18 protein-coding genes and 1 pseudogene are annotated in these 18,683 nt (G+C 67.1%); 3 read left to right on the top strand and 16 right to left on the bottom strand.

What is annotated here, in order from left to right; all coding sequences use genetic code 11:
• Window positions 1-32 precede the first annotated feature (32 nt).
• From SLQ33_RS32660 to SLQ33_RS32705, 10 genes are all read right to left on the bottom strand, one after another.
• Window positions 33-719 (bottom strand): sirohydrochlorin chelatase, encoded by a 687-nt coding sequence (locus SLQ33_RS32660; protein ID WP_319458086.1) that lies wholly within the window; start codon window positions 717-719, stop codon window positions 33-35.
• Window positions 716-1,867 carry a uroporphyrinogen-III synthase gene (locus SLQ33_RS32665; protein ID WP_319458087.1) on the bottom strand — a complete coding sequence of 384 codons (1,152 nt, stop codon included), beginning with the start codon at window positions 1,865-1,867 and terminating at the stop codon, window positions 716-718. Before SLQ33_RS32665 ends, SLQ33_RS32660 begins: the two co-directional genes overlap by 4 nt.
• 139 nt (window positions 1,868-2,006) lie before the next feature.
• Window positions 2,007-2,564: a GNAT family N-acetyltransferase gene (locus SLQ33_RS32670; protein ID WP_319458119.1), complete on the bottom strand. Its 558-nt coding sequence runs from the start codon at window positions 2,562-2,564 to the stop codon at window positions 2,007-2,009.
• Between the two features lie 68 nt (window positions 2,565-2,632).
• On the bottom strand, window positions 2,633-3,517 hold the full coding sequence (locus SLQ33_RS32675; RefSeq protein ID WP_319458088.1) for a 5-oxoprolinase/urea amidolyase family protein: 885 nt from the start codon (window positions 3,515-3,517) through the stop codon (window positions 2,633-2,635).
• Window positions 3,514-4,179 carry a 5-oxoprolinase subunit B family protein gene (locus SLQ33_RS32680; RefSeq protein ID WP_319458089.1) on the bottom strand — a complete coding sequence of 222 codons (666 nt, stop codon included), beginning with the start codon at window positions 4,177-4,179 and terminating at the stop codon, window positions 3,514-3,516. The genes SLQ33_RS32675 and SLQ33_RS32680 overlap by 4 nt, the downstream gene beginning before the upstream one ends.
• Before the next feature lie 74 nt (window positions 4,180-4,253).
• Window positions 4,254-4,940, bottom strand: coding sequence for a queuosine precursor transporter (locus SLQ33_RS32685; RefSeq protein WP_319458090.1), 687 nt, complete (start codon window positions 4,938-4,940; stop codon window positions 4,254-4,256).
• A 12-nt stretch (window positions 4,941-4,952) separates the two neighbouring features.
• Window positions 4,953-5,933 (bottom strand): ABC transporter substrate-binding protein, encoded by a 981-nt coding sequence (locus SLQ33_RS32690; protein ID WP_319458091.1) that lies wholly within the window; start codon window positions 5,931-5,933, stop codon window positions 4,953-4,955.
• 24 nt (window positions 5,934-5,957) lie between these two features.
• On the bottom strand, window positions 5,958-6,632 hold the full coding sequence (locus SLQ33_RS32695; protein WP_319458092.1) for a hypothetical protein: 675 nt from the start codon (window positions 6,630-6,632) through the stop codon (window positions 5,958-5,960).
• 137 nt (window positions 6,633-6,769) lie between these two features.
• On the bottom strand, window positions 6,770-8,110 hold the full coding sequence (locus SLQ33_RS32700) for an aldehyde dehydrogenase family protein (protein ID WP_319458120.1): 1,341 nt from the start codon (window positions 8,108-8,110) through the stop codon (window positions 6,770-6,772).
• A 14-nt stretch (window positions 8,111-8,124) separates the two neighbouring features.
• On the bottom strand, window positions 8,125-9,210 hold the full coding sequence (locus SLQ33_RS32705) for a phenazine antibiotic biosynthesis protein (protein ID WP_319458093.1): 1,086 nt from the start codon (window positions 9,208-9,210) through the stop codon (window positions 8,125-8,127).
• Between the two features lie 151 nt (window positions 9,211-9,361).
• On the opposite strand from SLQ33_RS32705, the gene SLQ33_RS32710 reads away from it, so the two are divergent.
• Together SLQ33_RS32710 and SLQ33_RS32715 are read left to right on the top strand one after the other, a co-directional pair.
• The gene (locus SLQ33_RS32710; protein WP_319458094.1) at window positions 9,362-9,946 is read left to right on the top strand and encodes a TetR/AcrR family transcriptional regulator; all 585 of its coding nucleotides are present in this window, start codon (window positions 9,362-9,364) and stop codon (window positions 9,944-9,946) included.
• A gap of 42 nt (window positions 9,947-9,988) precedes the next feature.
• Window positions 9,989-10,747, top strand: coding sequence for an alpha/beta fold hydrolase (locus SLQ33_RS32715; protein WP_319458095.1), 759 nt, complete (start codon window positions 9,989-9,991; stop codon window positions 10,745-10,747).
• 7 nt (window positions 10,748-10,754) lie between these two features.
• Here the strand turns inward: SLQ33_RS32715 and lysE are convergent, their stop codons facing one another.
• On the bottom strand, window positions 10,755-11,354 hold the full coding sequence (lysE, locus tag SLQ33_RS32720) for an L-lysine exporter (RefSeq protein ID WP_319458096.1): 600 nt from the start codon (window positions 11,352-11,354) through the stop codon (window positions 10,755-10,757).
• Window positions 11,355-11,464: 110 nt separating this feature from the next.
• Window positions 11,465-11,608: pseudogene (locus tag SLQ33_RS32725) on the bottom strand (SDR family oxidoreductase); the annotation flags it as partial.
• Between the two features lie 125 nt (window positions 11,609-11,733).
• Between SLQ33_RS32725 and SLQ33_RS32730 the strand changes: the two are divergent.
• A complete protein-coding gene (locus SLQ33_RS32730; protein ID WP_319458097.1) occupies window positions 11,734-13,170 on the top strand; it encodes a short-chain fatty acid transporter in 1,437 nt (478 codons plus the stop codon).
• A 48-nt stretch (window positions 13,171-13,218) separates the two neighbouring features.
• On the opposite strand, the gene SLQ33_RS32735 is transcribed toward SLQ33_RS32730, so the two are convergent.
• The 4 genes from SLQ33_RS32735 to SLQ33_RS32750 form a co-directional block, all read right to left on the bottom strand.
• Window positions 13,219-15,228: a fatty acid desaturase gene (locus SLQ33_RS32735; RefSeq protein ID WP_319458098.1), complete on the bottom strand. Its 2,010-nt coding sequence runs from the start codon at window positions 15,226-15,228 to the stop codon at window positions 13,219-13,221.
• Between the two features lie 127 nt (window positions 15,229-15,355).
• Window positions 15,356-16,597 carry a PucR family transcriptional regulator gene (locus SLQ33_RS32740; protein ID WP_319458099.1) on the bottom strand — a complete coding sequence of 414 codons (1,242 nt, stop codon included), beginning with the start codon at window positions 16,595-16,597 and terminating at the stop codon, window positions 15,356-15,358.
• Window positions 16,598-16,645: 48 nt separating this feature from the next.
• Window positions 16,646-17,668 carry a class II fructose-bisphosphate aldolase gene (gene fbaA / locus SLQ33_RS32745; RefSeq protein WP_319458100.1) on the bottom strand — a complete coding sequence of 341 codons (1,023 nt, stop codon included), beginning with the start codon at window positions 17,666-17,668 and terminating at the stop codon, window positions 16,646-16,648.
• Between the two features lie 24 nt (window positions 17,669-17,692).
• Entirely contained in the window at window positions 17,693-18,682 is a 990-nt protein-coding gene (locus SLQ33_RS32750; protein ID WP_319458121.1) for a LacI family DNA-binding transcriptional regulator, read from the bottom strand.
• Window position 18,683 lies beyond the last annotated feature (1 nt).

Genomic DNA, 18,683 nt, shown 5'->3' on the forward strand with positions numbered 1-18,683 from the left:
ACGACGGCCCGCGCGGGCAATCGGGGAATTGGTCAGGCGGCGAGCGGCACCAGCGCCCGGCGGAACCGGGACGCGACGAGTCGCACCACGCCGGGGTGGGTGCCGAGCGGCTCGCTGACCACGTCGGCACCGGACGTCCGCAGCCGGTCTTGAAACAGGCCGTCGGCCAACAGGTATGAGGCGACGGCGACGCGACGGGCGCCACGCGCCCGCAATCCGGCCACGACGTGGGCGACGTTGTGCTCACCCGTCGCGGCGTAGGCGAGTTCGGCGCGTTGCCCGATGGCCGCCGACACCATGGCGGCCGTGACGCGCAGGTCGCGCTGCGCGTTTCGATCCGACGTGCCCGCCGCCGTGAGCACCACCGAATCCGAAGGCCGCCAACCCGATTCGAGCAGTCGCTCGGCGACGATGCGGGCAATGGCCGGCGACGGGCCGAGGGCCTCGGTCACCACGGTGTTGCGATGCCCGCTGGCCTCGACTTGGGCGGGGAGGTCGGTGCGCACGTGGTAGCCGCTGGAGAGGAACGCCGGAACCAGCACGGCGGGCACGTCGTCGGGCAGCGTGGCGAGCACGTCGCTGGGCGTCGGGCCGAGCACGTCGACGAACGCCGTGCGGACTCGGGTGCCGAGCACGCCGCTCACCCGGTCGGCGAGCTCACCGATCATCTCGACGCCGTGGGCCTTGCGGGTGCCGTGCGCGACCAGAATGGGATTCACGCGACGCCAACCGGGAACGACTCGTCGATCGCCAGCCGGTACCCGCGCTTCACCACGGTCGACACGATCTGCTTGTCGCCCAACGCCGTCCGCAGTCGAAGGACGGCGGTCTCGACGGCGTGCGTGTCCGTGCCACCGCCCGGTAGCGCGTTCAGCAGGTCGCCGCGCGACACGACTGTGCCGGGTCGCAGGGCCAACGCGCGGATGGTCGACATTCCCGCGGGCGAGAGCTCCTTGACCACTCCGTCGACCATGACGCAGGTGCCGCGGATCTCGAGCAGATGACCGGCCACCTTGACGGTGCGTGCCTGCAACATCGGCAGCTCATCGGTGATGTGGCGGGCCAGTGCGCCGAGCCGCATCCGCTCCGGCGCCGACGTCGGCACGCCGAGCCGCACCAATGGCCGCGCCGTCACCGGGCCAACGCACATCGCGTGGACGTCGGTGCGCAACGCCGACAGCACGCGGTCCTCGACGCCCATTTCCACGGCGCGCATCAGCACCGCCGCCACCGCAGGCGCGGACGTGAAGCTGACCGCGTCGAACTTGCGCTCGGCGATTCCAGCGACGAGAGAATCGAACGCACCATCCCGCGGCACGGGATGCCAGCGGTACACGTGGATCGGGACGACCTCGGCACCCGCGGCTCGCAGCTCGTCGAGGAACTCCGGGTACGGATCCCACTCTGCCGTGGCGCCGTGCAGCTGCACCGCGATGCGAAGCCCGGCGATGCCGCCCTCGCGGAGGTAGTGCACCACCTCGCGGGACGACTCGGACTCCGGCGACCATTCCTCGGGCAGCCCCGCCGCGCGCAACGCGCCGGTCGCCTTGGGCCCGCGCGAGACGATGCGCGCCTTGCCCAGTGCCTCGGTGAGTTCGTGAGCGACGCCCCAGCCGTCGGCGGCGGCGATCCAGCCGCGCAACCCGATGCCCGTCGTCGCGACCACGACGTCCGGTGGCGTCGCGATCAGCGCGTCGGTGTGCATCCGCAGTTCGTCGTCGTCGGGCAGCGGCACCATTTGGATGGCTGCGGCGCTGGTCACGGTCGCGCCGCGGCGGCGTAGCAGAGCGCTAAGTTCGTCGGCTCGTCGTGCGGAGGTCACCGCAACCCGGAAACCCGTCAGCGGTGCCCAATCGGGCTCACTCATGACCTCTAGTAGAGGGACTCCATGTTTCCGAGCCGTTTCCTGGTCATTGCTCCGGGGTGTCGTCACAGTTGCCCGGTGACCCGACCGTCAACTTCCCCTCACCGCCGCAAAATGGGCTTGTGAGGTCTGTTTGCGCCGCTCACCACGCGTCGCCGGGGCGCCAGTCGCAGGTGAGTTCGGCGGTGACGTCGACCTCGACGTTGACCGGCAACACGAACACCGAGTCGTCGTCCTCCGGGGTGCGGATGACCCCTTCGGGCGCCAGCACCGACGTGGGCCCCTGCCACGGGAGCCAGCCGCGCGATGCGTACATGGGGCGGCCTGCCTCCGACGAACTGAGCGCGCCCAGCTGGTACGCACCACGCAGCACCTGTTCGAGCGCGTCCATCACCGCCATCGCCAGCCCCTGGCCGCGCCAGTCCTCCCGGACGGCGACCGCCTCCAGGTAGCCGCAGCGCAGCGCGGCGCCGCGGTGGATCAACCGGCGCTGGACGACGGCGCCGTGCGCGATCAGTGCGCCGTGATGGCAGATCAGCGCGTGCATGCCGCCGAGCGCGTGCTCCCAGTCGGCGTCGGTGAAGTCGACCTCGCTGCCGCCGAATGCCTCGACGACCATGGTGCGAGCCCCGTCGCGGGTCTCGCCGTCGAGATCCGCGGTGTGAACCAGGCGCGCGGTATGAATCCCGCGAACGCGAATGGCACCGGATGGCGAACCCTCGCTGTGCACACCTCGGTTCTACCAGCACGCGTCCCGCAATGGGGAAATCAATCGGTGAATGGGCGACGCGGCCGTGACCAGTGGAAGCGGACGTGCTGGCCGGGGCGGACCTGCGCGATCTTGTCGATGTCGCAGTCGGCGACGACGCCGATCACCGGATAGCCGCCGGTCACCGGGTGATCCGGTCCGAGGATCACGGGTAATCCGTTGGGCGGCACCTGAATCGCGCCGCGGGTCGCACCCTCGCTTGGCAGCTGCCGATCGGGCCAGCGGTGCACGAGGCGCGGTCCGGCGAACCTCATCCCAACGCGGTCGCTGCGGTCCGTCGCAACCCAGTCGGCGCGCACCAGGACGTCCGGCCGGGTGAACCAGTCGTCCCGCGGACCGGGTACCACCTTGACCTCCAGCAGGTCGTCGGCGATGGCGGCCACCGGCGCCTGGTCCAGTTCCGGGAACTCTGTGGAGTGCGTACCCACCGGCAGCACGTCGCCCGGTTGCAGCGGACGCGGCCCGATCGCCGACATCACGTCGTAGCTCCGCGACCCCAGTACCGGCGCCACGTCGATGCCGCCACGCACCGCCAGGTAGCTGCGCAGCCCCGAGTACGGCGCGCCCAACGAGATGACCTGCCCGTCGTGCGCGTAGTGAATGCTGTTGGTGCCGAAGGGAACTCCGTTGATCGAAGGATCGGCGTCGGCGCCCGTCACCGCGATGGCCACGTCGCCGCCACGCACCCGCGCGGAGAAGCCGCCGAACGTGACCTCGACGGTCGCGTGTTCGTTGGGGTTGGCCACCAGCCTGTTGGCCAGGGTGTGCGAACGTCGGTCGGCAGCACCGGAGCGGGTGACGCCCATGTGCGCCAGCCCAGGCCTGCCGAGGTCTTCGACGATGGCCAGCGGTCCGGTCTTGAGGATCTCCAGCGTCGCGGTCACGAGACACCCCCGACCGATCGGAACTGGACCCTCGTGCCGGGGGTCAGCAGGGCGGGTGGATCGCGGTCGACGTCCCACAGCACCGCATCGGTGTGGCCAATCAGCTGCCAGCCCCCTGGCGACATCCGCGGATAGACCCCGCTGAACTCGCCAGCGAGGCCCACCGCGCCGGCCGGAACCTGGGTGCGCGGTTCTGCGCGACGAGGCACGTGCAGCCGTGGGTCTCCGCCGACGAGGTAGCCGAAACCCGGTGCGAATCCGCCGAATCCGACGCGCATCGGGCTCGCGGTGTGGGCCGCGACGACCTCGGCGGGCGATATTCCGGTCAGCCGAGCCACCTCGTCGAGGTCTTCGCCGTCGTACACCACGTCGATCACCACGTCGGGCCGGTCCGACGGCGCGGTCGCGGAGTCGACGTCGACGCGCAGCTTGGCTAGCCGCTGTCTGGTCGGTTCCCGGTAGCGCGCGGAGGCCAGCTTCAGCAGCACCGTGCGCGAGGCAGGCACGATGTCGAGCACGCCGAGCAGGTCGGCCGCGCGCACGGCCTCGGTCCACGCCAATACCTCGTCGGTGCTGCCGAACTCGAGCAGCAGGGCCTGATCTCCGTAGTCATGGACTGTGTGCAGGGACGTCACGTCCACCATTTCCGCCGTCACGGTCATGAGCACAAGCTACCCACCAGTAGCAAGATTCACGCGCGGCTTTAACACCTCGCCAGAGGAGCCTTAGCAAAGGCTCAGACGACCGCTTGATACGTGGGTTCCCGGCGCTTGATGTGCGCGATGACGCGGTATGTCACCGGCAGCATGATCACCTCGACGGCGGTCTTGTAGAACCAGCCGAGCGCCGTGTAGACGGCTAGGTCCTTGAAGCTGGTGATGCCGATGGCGCCCGCCGCGATGCTGCAGAACACCAGCGTGTCGCCGAGCTGTCCGGCGAACGTCGAGCCGACCAGGCGCGCCCACAGGTGCTTCTCCTTGGTGCGCTCCTTGATCTTGACTACCACCCACGCGTTGATGGTCTGCCCGACGATGAAGCCGGCCAGCCCCGCCACGATCAGCTGGGTGTAGGCATGGACGACGTTCTCGAAGTGCTCCTGGTTGGCGTAGAAGTCCGCCGCGGGTAGGTAGATCGTCACCCAGAACGCCAGCGCCGCAAGCGCGTTCATCGCGAACCCGAGGATGATCGCCCGGCGGGCCGCCTTGAAGCCGTAGACCTCGCTCAGCACGTCGCCGATGACGTAGGTGAGCGGGAAGACGATGAACCCGCCGTCGGTGATGATTGGCCCGAACGCGACGCCCTTGGTCGCGGTGACGTTCGAGATGATCACCAGCGCGGTGAAGACGGCGACGAGAATCGGATAATAGGTGGATCCGACCTGGGCGAAGCTGGGTTTACTGGGCTCGTCGAGGTCGCTCGTCACCCGATCATCTTGTCAGGCGAGCACCTTGGCCAGCATCGGTGGCAGCTTGTCGGCCACGACGGGGTAGGACAGCACCGAGGCGAACGCGAGGGCTCCGGCGAGTTCCTTGCCGGTGAGCACGTTGCGGTTGGTCTTCGTCGCCTTCAATTGCGCGAACGTCGGGTCGGCGAGCAGGGCGGCCTGTTCCTCGTCGCTCTCGGTGGTCCAGATCAGCACGTCGGCGCTGTCGAGCACTGAAGTCATGCGTTCACGCGGGATCAGGGCCTCGTCGCCGTGCACGTACTGAGCGACGTCCTCGGGGATGCCGAAGCCCAGCTGCGTCAGGAAGTCGGTGCGCCAACCCGATGGGGTGACGACGAGCTGGTCCGAGAAGATCGTGCCGCTGACGAGCAGCGCCTTCTTGCCGCTGAACGACGCGTTGTTCTTGGCCGCGCCCGCGAACGCGTCGTCGACTGCGGTGATCAGCTTGCCCACGTCCTCGTACTTGAACACCGCCTGGCCGATGGTGTTGGCCTGGTCCTTCCACGGCTCGAAGAAGGCGTCCTGACCGGACTGCGCCACCGTCGGGGCGATGGCCGACAGCTTGGCGTATGTGTCGGCGTCCAGGCCCGCGTTGGTGGCGACGACGAGGTCGGGCTTGAGCGCGGCGATCTGGTCGACCTGGATGCCGTCGGCGAGGCTCAGTACGGCCGGCTGAGCCCCGCCGAGTTTGGCTTGCGCCCAAGGCCATACGCCGAACGGTTCGCTGCCGAACCAGTCGGTGATCGCGACGGGGACGACGCCGAGCGCGAGCAGGTCGTCCTGCCCGGTGAACCCGGCGCTCACCACGCGCTTGGGCGGGGCGGGAATCTTCGTCTCGCCGAATGCGTGCTTGACGGTGACTGATCCGTCACCGGCGACCGTCCCGGGCTTCTCGCCGCTACACCCGGCGGCAACCACGGCGGCGCCGGCAGTCAGCGCGAGAAAGCGTCGGCGGGACCACGTTGCGGGCACTCGCCGAGCGTAGCCGCAACGCTGCTAGTCGTCGTCGGAGAACGCCTCCGACAGCTCGTCGTAGTTCTTGATCGCCGCGCGGATCTCCTCGCGGGCCCGGCTGACCGACTCGCCGATCCGCTCGCGGGCGGCGTCGGCGGTGGCGCCGAGCTCGCTGCGCTCCCTGCCGAAGGCCTCCCGCACGTCGCCGCCCTGCGTGGCTACCGACGCGAGCGAGAACGCGGCGTTGAGTGCCGACGCGGTGACGGTGCCTTGGGCCCGCACGACGGATTCGGCGACGTCGGCGGCCCCGACGACGACGGCGTTGGGCAGCGTGGCCTGGGTGCCGACGTATCCGCCGACGGCGGTGCGGACCCGTCCGCCGACGTCCGTCACGACGCCGCGCACCGAGGTGCCGGTGTTCGCCAGGGCGGTGGGTAGCGTTGCGCCGCCGCGGATCTCGTCGACGACGGTGGCGGGCGCGTGGGCAACGGCGACCGAGACGTCGGTGGCGGCGTCGACCAGCTGAGCGCCGAGCCCCTGGCCCGCTTCGAGCTGGCGATGCAGTACCTGGCGGATGACCAGGCTGCGCTTGGGCTCGAGCTCGACCACCTGTGAGTCGTCGACGTGGATGACCTCGGCGGTCACCTCGACCGGCTCCTCCCGGATGAGTTCGGAGGTTTCCCCATCGGCTTCGAGGGTGGTATCGGAATCTGGCATGACGGTCCTTCCGGTCGCGTGCAGGACGCCGCCATTGGACAGGCCGCGGTCGACTCGGAGCCGTCAGGGAGGTGTCCGCGAGGGCTACAGCAGTGAAAGTTCCGGTCGACCGACGGCGTGTCGGCCGCGTCCGCACGTCAGGAGCGAATGAAGCCCTTGTTGCGCATGAGGAAGTCGGCGAGGAAGCCCTCGTGGGGGACGTGCGGCGCTGAGTAATAGGTGACCTGTCGGCCGACGTAGACGTTGACGACGGTGGGGTCGGCGACAGCGGCGTCGATGAGCTCGCCGTCGTCGGTGATCACGTTGAGCACCAACGAGTTTCGCAGCGGGGCGAACCCGTCGTCGCGCGACCACGGGGCCACCCACACGCATGGGAACGGCAGCTCGACGTTGATGACGTCCACGTCGGGCCTGGTCAGCACGTGAACGGCGGGGCGAAGTACGGCATTGCCGTCACCGCGGTCGTCGACCACATGGTCGGCGCCCAGTATGGGGATGGTGCCAGCCGCTTTGCGGGCCAGGTGTTCGGCCAATGCGCGGGCGGTGGCCGTCGGCGCGGTGGGTAACTCCTCGGCGTCGAGGGCGGCCAGTCGCTCGGCAATGGCGCGGGCGAGCAGGGTCGCGTCGCCCTCCACCAACACGGCCGTCGCGTTGACACACGCCATGCCACCGAGGTTCGAGATCGAATCGACGATCTCGTCGAGGTAGTCGCGCCAGTCGTGCTCGGCGGTGATCAGGATCTTGGTCCGGCCGGGACCGTTCACCAGCACGGTCGGATCGGCGGCGTAGCGGTCGGCGACGTCCTGGCCGCCGTACACCATGGACAGGTCGGCGGCCGCGACGAGTTCGTCGGCGCCTCCGTAGTCCGTCGGTAGGTAGAGCGCGTCTTCATCGCGAAAACCGGCCTGGCGCAAGGCCAGTACGAGTCGATGGGCGGTCAGCGGCTCACGGCGTGACGGACGCACCGCCACCCGGTAGCCCAGCGCCAACGCCTGCGGCCACAGCCCGTGCACTCCTGGCGCGTTCCCCGGCGCATGCACCGCGAGCACGTCACCCCTTCGCGTCCACACCGCGCCGCCGTCGGGACGGCACGTGCGCCAGTCCGCCGTCGCCCCGGTCGGTCTTGCCGGTCCGACGGCGTCGGCCGCAGTCGCCAGCGAGTCGGCGACGACGTCGGCGCCGGCACGGGCCACCGTCATCGGCAGCCCCGAGATGCGTTGGGTGAGTGCGACGTACGAGTCGAAGTCCAGCCCCGCGATGCGCTGGGTGCGGAAGAGTGACGCGGCGCGGCCAAGCGCCTCCATGCGCGCGTCCAGTCCGAGTGGCTCGACCTTGCGTTGCGCCGCGATCGATCGAATGACGAACAACCGCGGAACCATGCTTAGTTCCGCGACGGGGACGCCGGCGGTGTCGCAGATGAGTTCGGGTTTGCGCGTGCGGTATTCGCCGTTCGGTCCGAGTGCATCGATGGAGACCAGCTCGCCCGCCATGGCTAGTACACGCCCTCGATCACCGGCTCGCCTCCGAACACCGCGACGGGCGCCACCTCGCTGACCGAATCTCCTACGCTGCGCGCGGGGCCGGGAACGCGAACCGCGGTGTCGCGTTCGAGGTTGTTCGGGATGAACATGCCCTTGCTGACGTGGTTCATCACGACCTGGCCGCGCTGTCCGTACGGCACCTGCTCGCCGGTCTCGGGGTCGACGACCCAGAACACGACGTATGGACTCCTTGGGTCGAACACTGCCGCGCCGTCGTCGACGATTCGGGTGGCCGCCTGCGACAGGATCATCGTGCTGCCGAACACGGTCGCCAGCGCTGTCCCGGGAAAGACGGCGCGCAGCACGTCGAACGTGTCCAGGTCCACGTGCGCGCCGCTGAGCAGCACGTAGCGGATCTTGTCGTTGATGAGCTCTACCAGCGCGTCGTCGCGGGCGAGCGCCTCCAATAGCGGCGGGGTGGCGTGCAGGTTCGCCACCGACTGCGTTTCGAGCACGAACCGGGCCTGTTCGACGACGTGGTCGACGTAGGCCGCGACCTCTGCCGTCGCGTTTCGGGCGGCCAGCTTCTTCACCCACCGGGGATCGAGGTCGATCGGGTGGAACGTCGACCCCAACCGTTCGGCGACCTCCCGGTCGAAGTGGCCCACCCCGTGTGGCCCGCTTGGCATGAGGCAGAGCAGTCCCTCGCCGGGGACGAACCCGCCAGCGGTGAAGTCCTCGACCTGCCAGCGGGTCACCTGCTCGATCCAGTCGGGCAGTTGTGCGGTACGTTTCGGCGCTCCCGTCGTGCCGCCGGACTCGTAGATGCGTGGGACGGGCAAGGGGGAGCCGTACCCGCGGGGGATGAGGTCTTCGACTGGGACGCTGCGCAATTCGTCGACGAGGTTCGGGAACCGGCGTAGGTCGGAGTACGTGCGGATTTCGGTCAGCGGGTCGAAGTCCAGGTCCTTGGCCGCGCGCAACCAGAACGGCGAACCGGTGTCGGCGCCGAAATGCCATGCGACGGCGGCGCGTAGGTAGGCCTGCGCGTCATCGGGCGGCGACTCGCGCGGAACGTCGAGGATCGAGAAGTCCACACCGTCATCCTGGCTCAGGCCAGCTCATCCGGGCCGCGGGCACACCTGAACATTGAGCATCCGTAGCGCAAACGTCTGAGTATGCACACGGCGATAAACTGCGTGCATAGAAGCCAAACGCAAGCCCAACGCCGAGGAACGCCGGCGAGAGTTGTGTGATGCCGCCATCGAGGTGCTCGCCGACGACGGGGGCAGGGGACTGACCCATCGCAAGGTCGAGCAGCGGGCGGGACTCCCGGACGGCACGACGTCGTCGTACTTTCCGACCCGATCGGCACTGCTCCGAGGTGCCGCCGAACGCGTCACCGAGCTCGACGCCGCTGAACTCGCCGCAGCCGCGCACGATACCTCCGACTCCGATGGACCCGCATCGCCTCTGTCGATGTTGGCGGAGCTGACGATGCGGGCCGCAACGGGACCCGCGTTGAGTCGTGCGCGAGCACGTTATGAGCTTGCGCTGCATGCCAAGCGGGACCCGGCGCTGCAGAAGGTGCTTGACCAAGCGACCGGCGAGTTCGTGGCCCTGAGTCAAGAAGCCGTTGCGCACGCTCAGGCCGACCGCTCGCTCGATCAGGCGCTGATTGAAGAGCAGGCCTATGCGGTCACCACGTTTCTCAACGGCGTGATGGTGCGCTTGGCGTTTGGGAACGACGCGCTCGAGAGCGCGGACCAACTGCACCACCTCCTGGATGCCCTGGTCACCGGCATTGCCGCGGCTCGCCAGGAACGCCAGTAATAACACTTCTACAAATGTAGAAACTCTGTTATCGTCGCCCGCATGCGATTCGTCTTCGTCCACGGAGGTTTTCACGCCGCCTGGTGCTGGGACCGCACCATCGTCGAACTCGAAGCACTCGGCCACGACGGCATCGCCGTTGACCTACCCGGCCACGGCGCCCGACTCGACGAGGAATCGACGCTGGACAACCGGCGCGATGCGGTGGCGTCGGTGCTACGGGCCGGCGACGTGCTGGTCGGACACTCGGGCGGTGGGTTCGACGCGACACTGGGAGCCGATGTCGCCCCGGATCTCGTTGGTCACATCGTCTATCTCGCAGCCGCATTGCCGCGGGAGGGACGCAGCTACCCCGAGGCCATGACGATGCGCAACGCCGAGGACGGCGAGGTCGACGGCGACGTCGGAGAAATGTTGAGTTACTTGCACTTTGACGATGACGGCGCGATGACCTTCGCCGAGTTCGAGAGTGCGTGGAAGTACTTCTATCACGACTGCGACGAACAAACCGCGCGCTGGGCGTACGAACGCTTGGGGCCGGAACGGTTCGGCGAGACGACGGTGGCGCCGGTGTCGGTGCCCAACTTCTGGGCGGCCGACCTGCCGCGCAGCTTCATCCTCTGCCTGCAGGACCACGCGATGCCGCGCTGGCTGGCCGACACCGTCGCGCAACGGCTTGGTGTCGAACAGCTGACCATCGACACGTCGCACTCGCCGTTCCTCAGCCGCCCGCGAGAACTCGCCGAACTCCTCGTCCACGCCACGACTACCCGGCCGATCGGACAGCTGATCCCGGACTGAGCACGGGTCAGGACACGGTCAGCGAGACGCCCAGCGCGATCATCGTCACGGCGATGAACGCGTCGAGGATGCGCCATGTACGTGGCGTCGTAAAGACTCCAGCGAGCCTGCGGGCACCGAGCCCGAGGGCGGTGAACCACGTGACGCTGGCGGCGACCGCGCCCATGCCGAAAAGCCAACGCCCGTCGCCATGTTCGTTGGCGAGCGCACCGAGCAGCACGACGGTATCCAGGTACACGTGCGGGTTGAGGAACGTCAGCGCCGCGCACGTGACGAGCACCTCGGCGAGGCGGGCGGGCGCCGCGTCCGACGGCGTCAGCGTCGACGGTCGCCATGCCCGTTTCGCCGCGAGCGCGCCGTAGCCGACCAGGAATGCCGCGCCGCCGAACTTCGCGACGTTGAGCGCGCCGGGGTGCGCACTGATCAGTGCTCCGACGCCTGCGATGCCCGCCGCGATGAGCACGATGTCGGAGATGGTGCACATGGCCACCACGGGCAGTACGTGTTCGCGGCGGATGCCCTGGCGCAGGACGAACGCGTTCTGGGCGCCGATGGCGGCGATCAGTGTGAATGACGCGAGGAATCCGACGAGCAGGGGCGAGTTCATGCCTTCGACGGTAGGTAGCGGCGGTGATTGAGTCCAGCTAATGATTCTGTGAGTGAGTTAGCAACTCTAATGCAGGTATGCCCACCCGCGTCGACACGCGGATCGGATCGCTACTTCAGGCAGCTGCCGCCGTCGACGGGCAGCGTGCCGCCGGTGATGTAGCGGGCCTCGTCGGAGGCGAGGAAGAGCACCGCGTTGGCGATGTCTTCGGGCTCGACCCAGCCGATCGGCAGCGTGTGCATCAGCTGGCCGATGACCCGGTGCCCAGGCTTTACTACAGGAGCCGAGCCGCCTTAGATTTGCCGAGTCCGGAGCCGCACGAGATTGCGAATCCCCGCCGGCGACGTGCGCCGGGAGGGAAGCGAAGGGGAACGTCCGAATGAGCACTGCCACCGAAGATTCTCGCTCCGAGAAGGGGTTGGCGCGGGTTGCCCAGTCGCTGGCCAGTTGGACTGAGAAGTGGTTTCCGGACGCGTATGTCGTTGCCCTGGCCGGTGTGGTCCTGGTCGCCGTCGCCGCGCTGGCCAACGGGTCGTCTCCGCAAACCGTCGTGAATGCCTTCGGCGACGGCTTCTGGGATCTGACCGCCTTCACTCTCCAAATGGCCATGGTGGTGCTGACCGGATACGTCGTCGCCACGTCCCCGCCGGTGGCCAGGCTGATCGATCGCCTCGCCACCGTGCCACGATCGGCCAGGACCGCAGTGAGTCTCGTTGCGTTCCTATCCATGTCGGTCTCGTTCCTGAACTGGGGACTCAGTCTGGTCTTCGGCGGTCTGCTGGCCCGGGCGATCGCACGTCGGACCGACCTGCGGGTGGACTATCGCGCACTCGGTGCCGCGGCGTTCATGGGGCTGGGCGCCGTGTGGGCCTTGGGATTGTCCTCCTCGGCCGCACAGCTTCAGGCAACCGCCAGCTCGCTGCCCGACAAGCTACTGAAGATTACCGGCGTGCTCGACTTCGGCACCACGATCTTCACGTGGCAATCCCTGCTGATGTGCGCCATCATCATCGCGCTCACCGTGGTGATCGCGCACTTCTCCGCACCGAGGGGCGCGGCCATCACGACCGCCGAGGATCTCGGCGTGGACTTGGACGACCAGAGCGACGAGGTGCCGCCGCGCTCGCGGCCGGGAGAGTGGCTCGAGTACAGTCGCGTCCTTCCTGTGGTGGCGGGCCTGATGACGTTGGGTTGGCTGATATCCCAGCTGCTCGCGAAACCTGTCTTGACCGTCCTCAGCAGCCTCAACGGATATCTGCTGGTCTTCCTCATCCTCGGACTCGTGCTGCACGGGACGCCACGCAAGTTTCTGCAAGCCGTTGCCAAGGCCGTGCCGGCCACCGGCGGCATCCTCGTCCAGTTCCCGCTGTATGCCGCCATGGCGGCGATCCTTACCAAGGCGAAAGGCACAGGCGGGCATACCGTCTCGGACCTGCTAGCGGAAATGTTCACGAGCGTTGGCGGCGGCGCCTTCGCAGTCGTCATCGCCCTCTATACCGTCGTGTTGGGTGTCTTCATCCCATCGGGCGGGGGCAAGTGGTTGGTCGAGGCCCCCTACGTCATGCAATCGGCCACCGATGTCCAGATGAACCTGGGTTGGACGGTTCAGATCTACAACGTGGCCGAGGCGCTGCCGAACCTCATCAATCCGTTCTTCATGCTGCCCCTGCTGGCGGTGCTCGGGTTAAGGGCCCGCGATCTGGTCGGATTCACGTTCTTGCAGTTCATCTTCCACCTGCCGGTGGTCCTGGCGCTGGTGTGGCTGCTCGGAATGACGTTCGACTTCGTTCCCCCTGTTGTGCCCCCTGCATCGTAAGCCGCGACAACGGGTTTCGTGAATACGCCATGCGCCGGCAGGTGGTGCTCAGCTGTCGTAGTCGACTGCGACAGCCTGGGTGGTGGGATGGGATTGACACGTCAGTATGAAGCCGGCCTCTAGCTCGGCTGTATTGAGAGCAAAGTTCTGCTCCATCGATACTGCGCCCGTTGTGATTCTGGCTTTGCACGTGCCACACGCGCCGCCAAGACAGGCGTAGGGGGCGTCGATGTTGTTCTTCAGCGCGGATTCGAGGACGGTCTCACCCGCGGCGAGTCCCACGGTCTGAGCCGTGCCGGACAGCGTGATCGTCACGTCGGACTTGGGGTAGTCATCGAGGTGTGTGAGTTGCTTTGTGCCGCGGAACAGTTCGAGGTGTATCCGTTCGGTCGGCACGCCAACAGACGCGAGGTCGTCGCGCATGGCCGTGACGAGATCGGTTGGGCCGCACAAGTACCACCGGTCGATCGAAGTGGCGTCGCTGGCGAGCAGCCGTTGAACCATCGCCGGGTCGATGCGGCCGCGAAGCGCGGCGGGGTGGTGCGCCTCGGCGGAGCGGATGTGGAAGATGCGTAGCCGGTCTGCATATCGAGCTTCGAGCTCATCGAGTTCGGTGGCGAACATGGTCGACTCTGCGGTTCGGTTGCCGTAGAAGAGGGTGAAGCGGCTCTCGGTCTCGATCTCCATGGTGGTGCGCATGATTGACAGGATGGGCGTGATGCCGCTGCCGGCCGCTACCGCGACATAGTCGCGCCGAGCGAGTGGATCAAGGGGTGCGCCGAAGCTACCCGTTGGCGTCATCAGATCCAGAACGTCACCGGCTCGCAGTGTTTCGACCGCGAAGGTGGAGAACATCCCGCCGTCGATGTGCCGTACGCCGATCGCCAATTCTCCCGATGTGGCCGAGGTGCAGATCGAGTAGTTTCGTCGCACCTCCTTGCCACCGATGCGGTGTTTGACGGTCAGGTGTTGGCCTGCCTGGAATTGGAACTGGTCGTTGAGGTGATCGGGAACGTCGAAGGTGACTTTGACGCTGCCGGGCGTCAGGGGCTCGACGCTTTTGACGGAGATCGGGTGGGTGTTGGCGTGGCGCGCGACGGAGGAACGCGGCATCCGGACCGGCAGCAGCGCAGCGAGTTTGCCGTTGAGCCGCTTCCACTCGCGGTACTGCGGGGCGTCGAGCTGCTGCCCGAAGACAGTGCTTATCGCCGAGTCGCGTTCGAGGTAGGCGGCCTCGTTGCGTCGCCAGGCCGCGACGTAGCGGTAGAAGGGGATGGAGGGGTGTAGGTGGTGGACCAGGTGATAGTTCTGCGACAGCAGCAGGGGCGTCAGGATCCACTCCGAGCCGACGCGGTTGCGGGTCGCGCGATAGCGGTTCTCGCGTTGGGTATCTTCCAGGTCGTGGTGGGGTAGCCAGTCGAACCACCAAGCCAGCACGAACATCGCCACCCGCTCGGGAATCAGATAGATCAGCGCGAGCGTCCACAGATGTCCGGTGAATGCCGCCGCCACGATCACCGCCACCGAGAAGGTCATCAAGGCCGCCGTCTCGAGAATCTCGCCGCGTGGGCGCCGGCGCAGATTGCGCACCAGGAGACCGATATAGGGCAGATCCATTGCCGGGAAGCGGACGGGCAGCTGCCACCAGGGCGCGGCGCTGACGAAGTGGTCGGGATCGGCGTCACCATCATTGGTGTTGCGGTGATGCTCGATATGGATGAACGCGAACGACCCGAATGAGATCAGCGGCGAGACGAAGAACATCGCCACGCGACCGAAGGCGACGTTGACCCAGCGATGTGAGCTGATCGAGTAATGCGACGCGTCGTGCAACACCGTGAACAGAACGAAGATCGCTGCAGCGCTCGCGGCGACGGTGGCGATCGCGGGCAACGTGTCGGTGAGGGCGGCCCACGTCGATGCGCCGAAGAGCGCAACCGCGAATATGAAGATGCCGACGATCGGCCAGGACAGCGTAGGAACCTGTTCGCCGGGATCAGGCAAGGCGTGCCGCGAGGCCGCTGCTGGGGGTCGGGACGGTTGAGTCGTAGTCAACATCGCAGTCCTCCGCGCTTGGGGGTGAGCTGCCAACCTACGAACGGCCGGTGTCGGTCAACAAGACCCTCCCAGCCCTCTGTGATGTGCTGCGAGCACATTCGACGCGCTCGGACTCCAGCAATTGAGGCTATGACTCGGGCAACACCGAGGCCCCCAGCACGTCGCACGCGAGAAGGGCGGCGTGCAGTTCGGCGACCTCGATCGTTGCGGGCCGCCCCCTTCGTTCTTCGGCTCGACGCACCCTTTGCAGGACCGTGTTCTTGTGGATTCCCAAGGTGCGTGCTGCGGCCGTCAGACTTCCTTGCGCGTCCAGAACGGCCAGGAGTGCGGCGCGCTCGCCGCGCTCCTTCGCGTCGTCTCGTGCGAGTTCGCCGAGCTGGGCGGCAACGAAGGCCCTCGCCGCATCCAGGTCGCGCGAGATGGCATCCACCAACGCCACGTCGCTGAACTCGGTGATGGACGGCGCCGCGCGCCCAGACAGTTCGATGACCCGGCGAGCGCGTAGCGCCTCCAGGTGGGAGGTGCGAAAGCCCGCAGCCCCCAGATGGGGCGAGCCCACCGCGATGTGAACGTTTTCGCGTTCGCCGGGAAACTCTGTCGCCATGGCCGTGAGAGCAGTCCTCACGTCGCCCGTGATCGATGCCCATCCCCACACTGCGAGTGGGCCGTCCGCCACGACGAGTGAATGACTCACCCCGAGATACCGACCAACCTGTCTGGCGACTCCCTCGAGGTCGACGCCGCGGTCGTCGGCCCAGCACACGAAACCAATCTGTCGACCGGTGAGCCGGTGGCTGAGCACACGTTCGGCCCGCGGATTGTCGACGCGTTCGCCGGCGAGGAGTGCCCGCACGACATCGTCGCGCTCGGCTCTTGCCTGGTTCTGGCGCCGGTCGAGCTCGGCGACGTACTCGGCAGCCACCAGACTCGAGATGCGGTCGATGTATCGAAACGCGAACCGCTCGAGATCGATGAACGTCCTCAGCGCGACGGTGGGGTCGTCGATCCAGTCCGTGAGCGAGTCTGAGAGCTTCTCGGTGAAGTACTCGTGACCCAACCGGTAGAACCGCAGCATCACATCGACGCTGTGCCCTCGTGATGCCATTGCGCGCGCGTGTTCGAGCGCCGTTACCGGCGCCTCCGCAGCGGCTACGTCGATCCCATGACGGAACATCGAAAGTGCCGCTTCGAGATTCGACGAGCACGACCCAAGGGTCAGGCCGCGAAGTTCGGTATCCCCGCTGGCTTCGGGTATCCGCTCGACCAAGTACGTCAGCATGTCGTCAGCCAGGCCGGACACATTTGCCAGCAGAGACGCAGCGATGCCACTGCCCACGTCCGCGCCGTGGCCCGGCTCTTGCGCGTCCATGACTGCACACTAACGGCGGTCGGGGTGGCCGACACCAACCCCACCGGCTTAACGCATTGCCCGTCCGGCCGATCCCAGCATCTGCGCGGCCTCGACAACCCGTGCCGCCATGGCGTTCTCGGCCGGCTTACCCCACGACCGCGGGTCGTAGGCCTTCTTGTCGCCGTAGCTTCCGTCGAGCTTGAGCACCTGGTCGTACTTGCCGAGCATGTGGCCGGCGATGGACCGGGTGAATGCGTATTGGGTGTCGGTGTCGACGTTCATCTTGACGACACCACTCGCGACGGCGGACGCAATATCCTCGGCGCTCGATCCCGATCCACCGTGGAAGACGAGGTCGAACGGCTTCGCCTTTCCGGTCTCGCCGCCGACGACGGTCTGAATCTCCTCGAGGATCTCCGGGCGCAGATGGACCGAATCCGGGTGGTAGACACCGTGCACGTTGCCGAACGTCAACGCGGTCAGGTACCGACCACGCTCGCCCGTCCCCAGTGCCTCGATGGTGGCGCGCGCATCGTCGACAGTGGAGTACAGCTGTTCGTTGATCTCGTGGGACACGCCGTCCTCCTCGCCACCGATCACGCCGACCTCGATCTCGAGGAGCGTGTTCGCTTCCACCGACGACTCAAGCAATCCTCCCGCGATGCGCAGGTTCTCGTCGAGAGGGACCGCGGACCCGTCCCACATGTGCGATTGATACAGCGGGTCCAGGCCGCGGCCGCGACGCTCGATGGCGTCGGCGATCAACGGTCGTACCCAGTCGTCAAGGTTCTCGGCGGGGCAGTGATCGGTGTGCAGGGCCACGGTGACCGAGTAGTGCGATGCGACCTCGTGCGCGTAGAGCGCAAGCGCCTTCGACCCCGCGAAGCGGTCCTGAACGGTGTTGCCGGACAGATAGAGTGCCGTTCCCAGCGACACCTGGATGATGCCGTCGCTGTCCGCTTCGGCGAACCCCTGTAGGGCAGCGTTGAGTGTCTGGGAACTGGTCACGTTGATGGCCGGATACGCGAACCCACTCTCCTTGGCGCGATCGAGCATCGCAACGTAGTGATCGGGGGTGGCTATCGGCATGATCGAAAGTCCTATCGGTGAACGTTAAGTACATCCGCACGAATTGCGGTGGTGGAACGTCGTCGGCACTCGAATTCGTTGCGGCGCACCACCCTCTCGCCGAATACGACCCAGAAGCAATTCGACCGCGGTGGCGCCGATCGTGTCGACGTCCTGCGCCGCCGCGGTGAGCTTGGGTTCGAAGAGGTCCGCCCATTCGAAGTCGTCGTAACAGACGAGTGCCACGTCGGCCGGAATCGACAAGCCGAGACTGCGCAGGGCCTTGAGTGTTCCGATGGTCATGGAGTTGTTCAAGGACACCAGTGCAGTGGGGCGGTTCTCACCCGACATCAGAGCGTGTACTTCGCGCTCCGCCACGTCCGTGTTGGAGTGGCCGTCGAGGACCAGCTCGGCGTCGACGGCGATGCCGCGGTCTGCGAGCGCCGCGAGGTAGCCATCGAATCTCTCGGTGGTGGAGGAGATCCCGGCAATGCCACGTACGGCGGCGATCCGACGATGCCCGAGGTCGAGCAGGTGTTCGGTCAACGACCGTGCCGACGAAAAGTTCTCCGGGCCGACCTGATCGCAGCCGAGGTCGACACCGCGGTCGATCAGCACCAGAGGCGTTCCAGTGCGGGTGATTACGGGGAGGGTGACGCGCTCGGAGCCTGCTGCAGGCGCCACGATCATCCCGTCGACCTGCCGGTCCAGCAGTGAGTTCGTGACGCGTTTCTCCGACTCGACCTCGTCGTGGGAATCCCCGACGATCAGCACGTACCCGGCATCCGAAAGGGCCCGTTCCACGGCGTGAACCAGACTCCCGAAGTACGGATTAGTCAACACGGAGATCGAGAGGCCGACCGTGTGCGTGCGCCCGGCCGCGAGTGATCGTGCGACGACGTTGCGCCGGTACCCGGTCTTCTCGATGGCTGCTTCGACGCGCAAGCGCGTGGCGGTGTCGACCTTGCGTGTGCGGTTGAGCACGTGCGAGACGGTGGACGCGGAGACGCCGGCGATGCGGGCGACGTCGCCCATC

Source organism: Mycobacterium sp. RTGN6 (assembly GCF_033804605.1).
Lineage (GTDB): Bacteria > Actinomycetota > Actinomycetes > Mycobacteriales > Mycobacteriaceae > Mycobacterium.

Coding starts and splice junctions, on each gene's coding strand:
- SLQ33_RS32665 (WP_319458087.1), bottom strand. CDS start 1,867: ATGAGTGAGCCCGATTGGGCACCGCTGACGGGTTTCCGGGTTGCGGTG.
- SLQ33_RS32680 (WP_319458089.1), bottom strand. CDS start 4,179: ATGACCGTGACGGCGGAAATGGTGGACGTGACGTCCCTGCACACAGTC.
- SLQ33_RS32695 (WP_319458092.1), bottom strand. CDS start 6,632: ATGCCAGATTCCGATACCACCCTCGAAGCCGATGGGGAAACCTCCGAA.
- SLQ33_RS32715 (WP_319458095.1), top strand. CDS start 9,989: ATGCGATTCGTCTTCGTCCACGGAGGTTTTCACGCCGCCTGGTGCTGG.
- lysE (WP_319458096.1), bottom strand. CDS start 11,354: ATGAACTCGCCCCTGCTCGTCGGATTCCTCGCGTCATTCACACTGATC.
- SLQ33_RS32730 (WP_319458097.1), top strand. CDS start 11,734: ATGAGCACTGCCACCGAAGATTCTCGCTCCGAGAAGGGGTTGGCGCGG.
- SLQ33_RS32735 (WP_319458098.1), bottom strand. CDS start 15,228: ATGTTGACTACGACTCAACCGTCCCGACCCCCAGCAGCGGCCTCGCGG.
- SLQ33_RS32740 (WP_319458099.1), bottom strand. CDS start 16,597: ATGGACGCGCAAGAGCCGGGCCACGGCGCGGACGTGGGCAGTGGCATC.
- fbaA (WP_319458100.1), bottom strand. CDS start 17,668: ATGCCGATAGCCACCCCCGATCACTACGTTGCGATGCTCGATCGCGCC.
- SLQ33_RS32750 (WP_319458121.1), bottom strand. CDS start 18,682: ATGGGCGACGTCGCCCGCATCGCCGGCGTCTCCGCGTCCACCGTCTCG.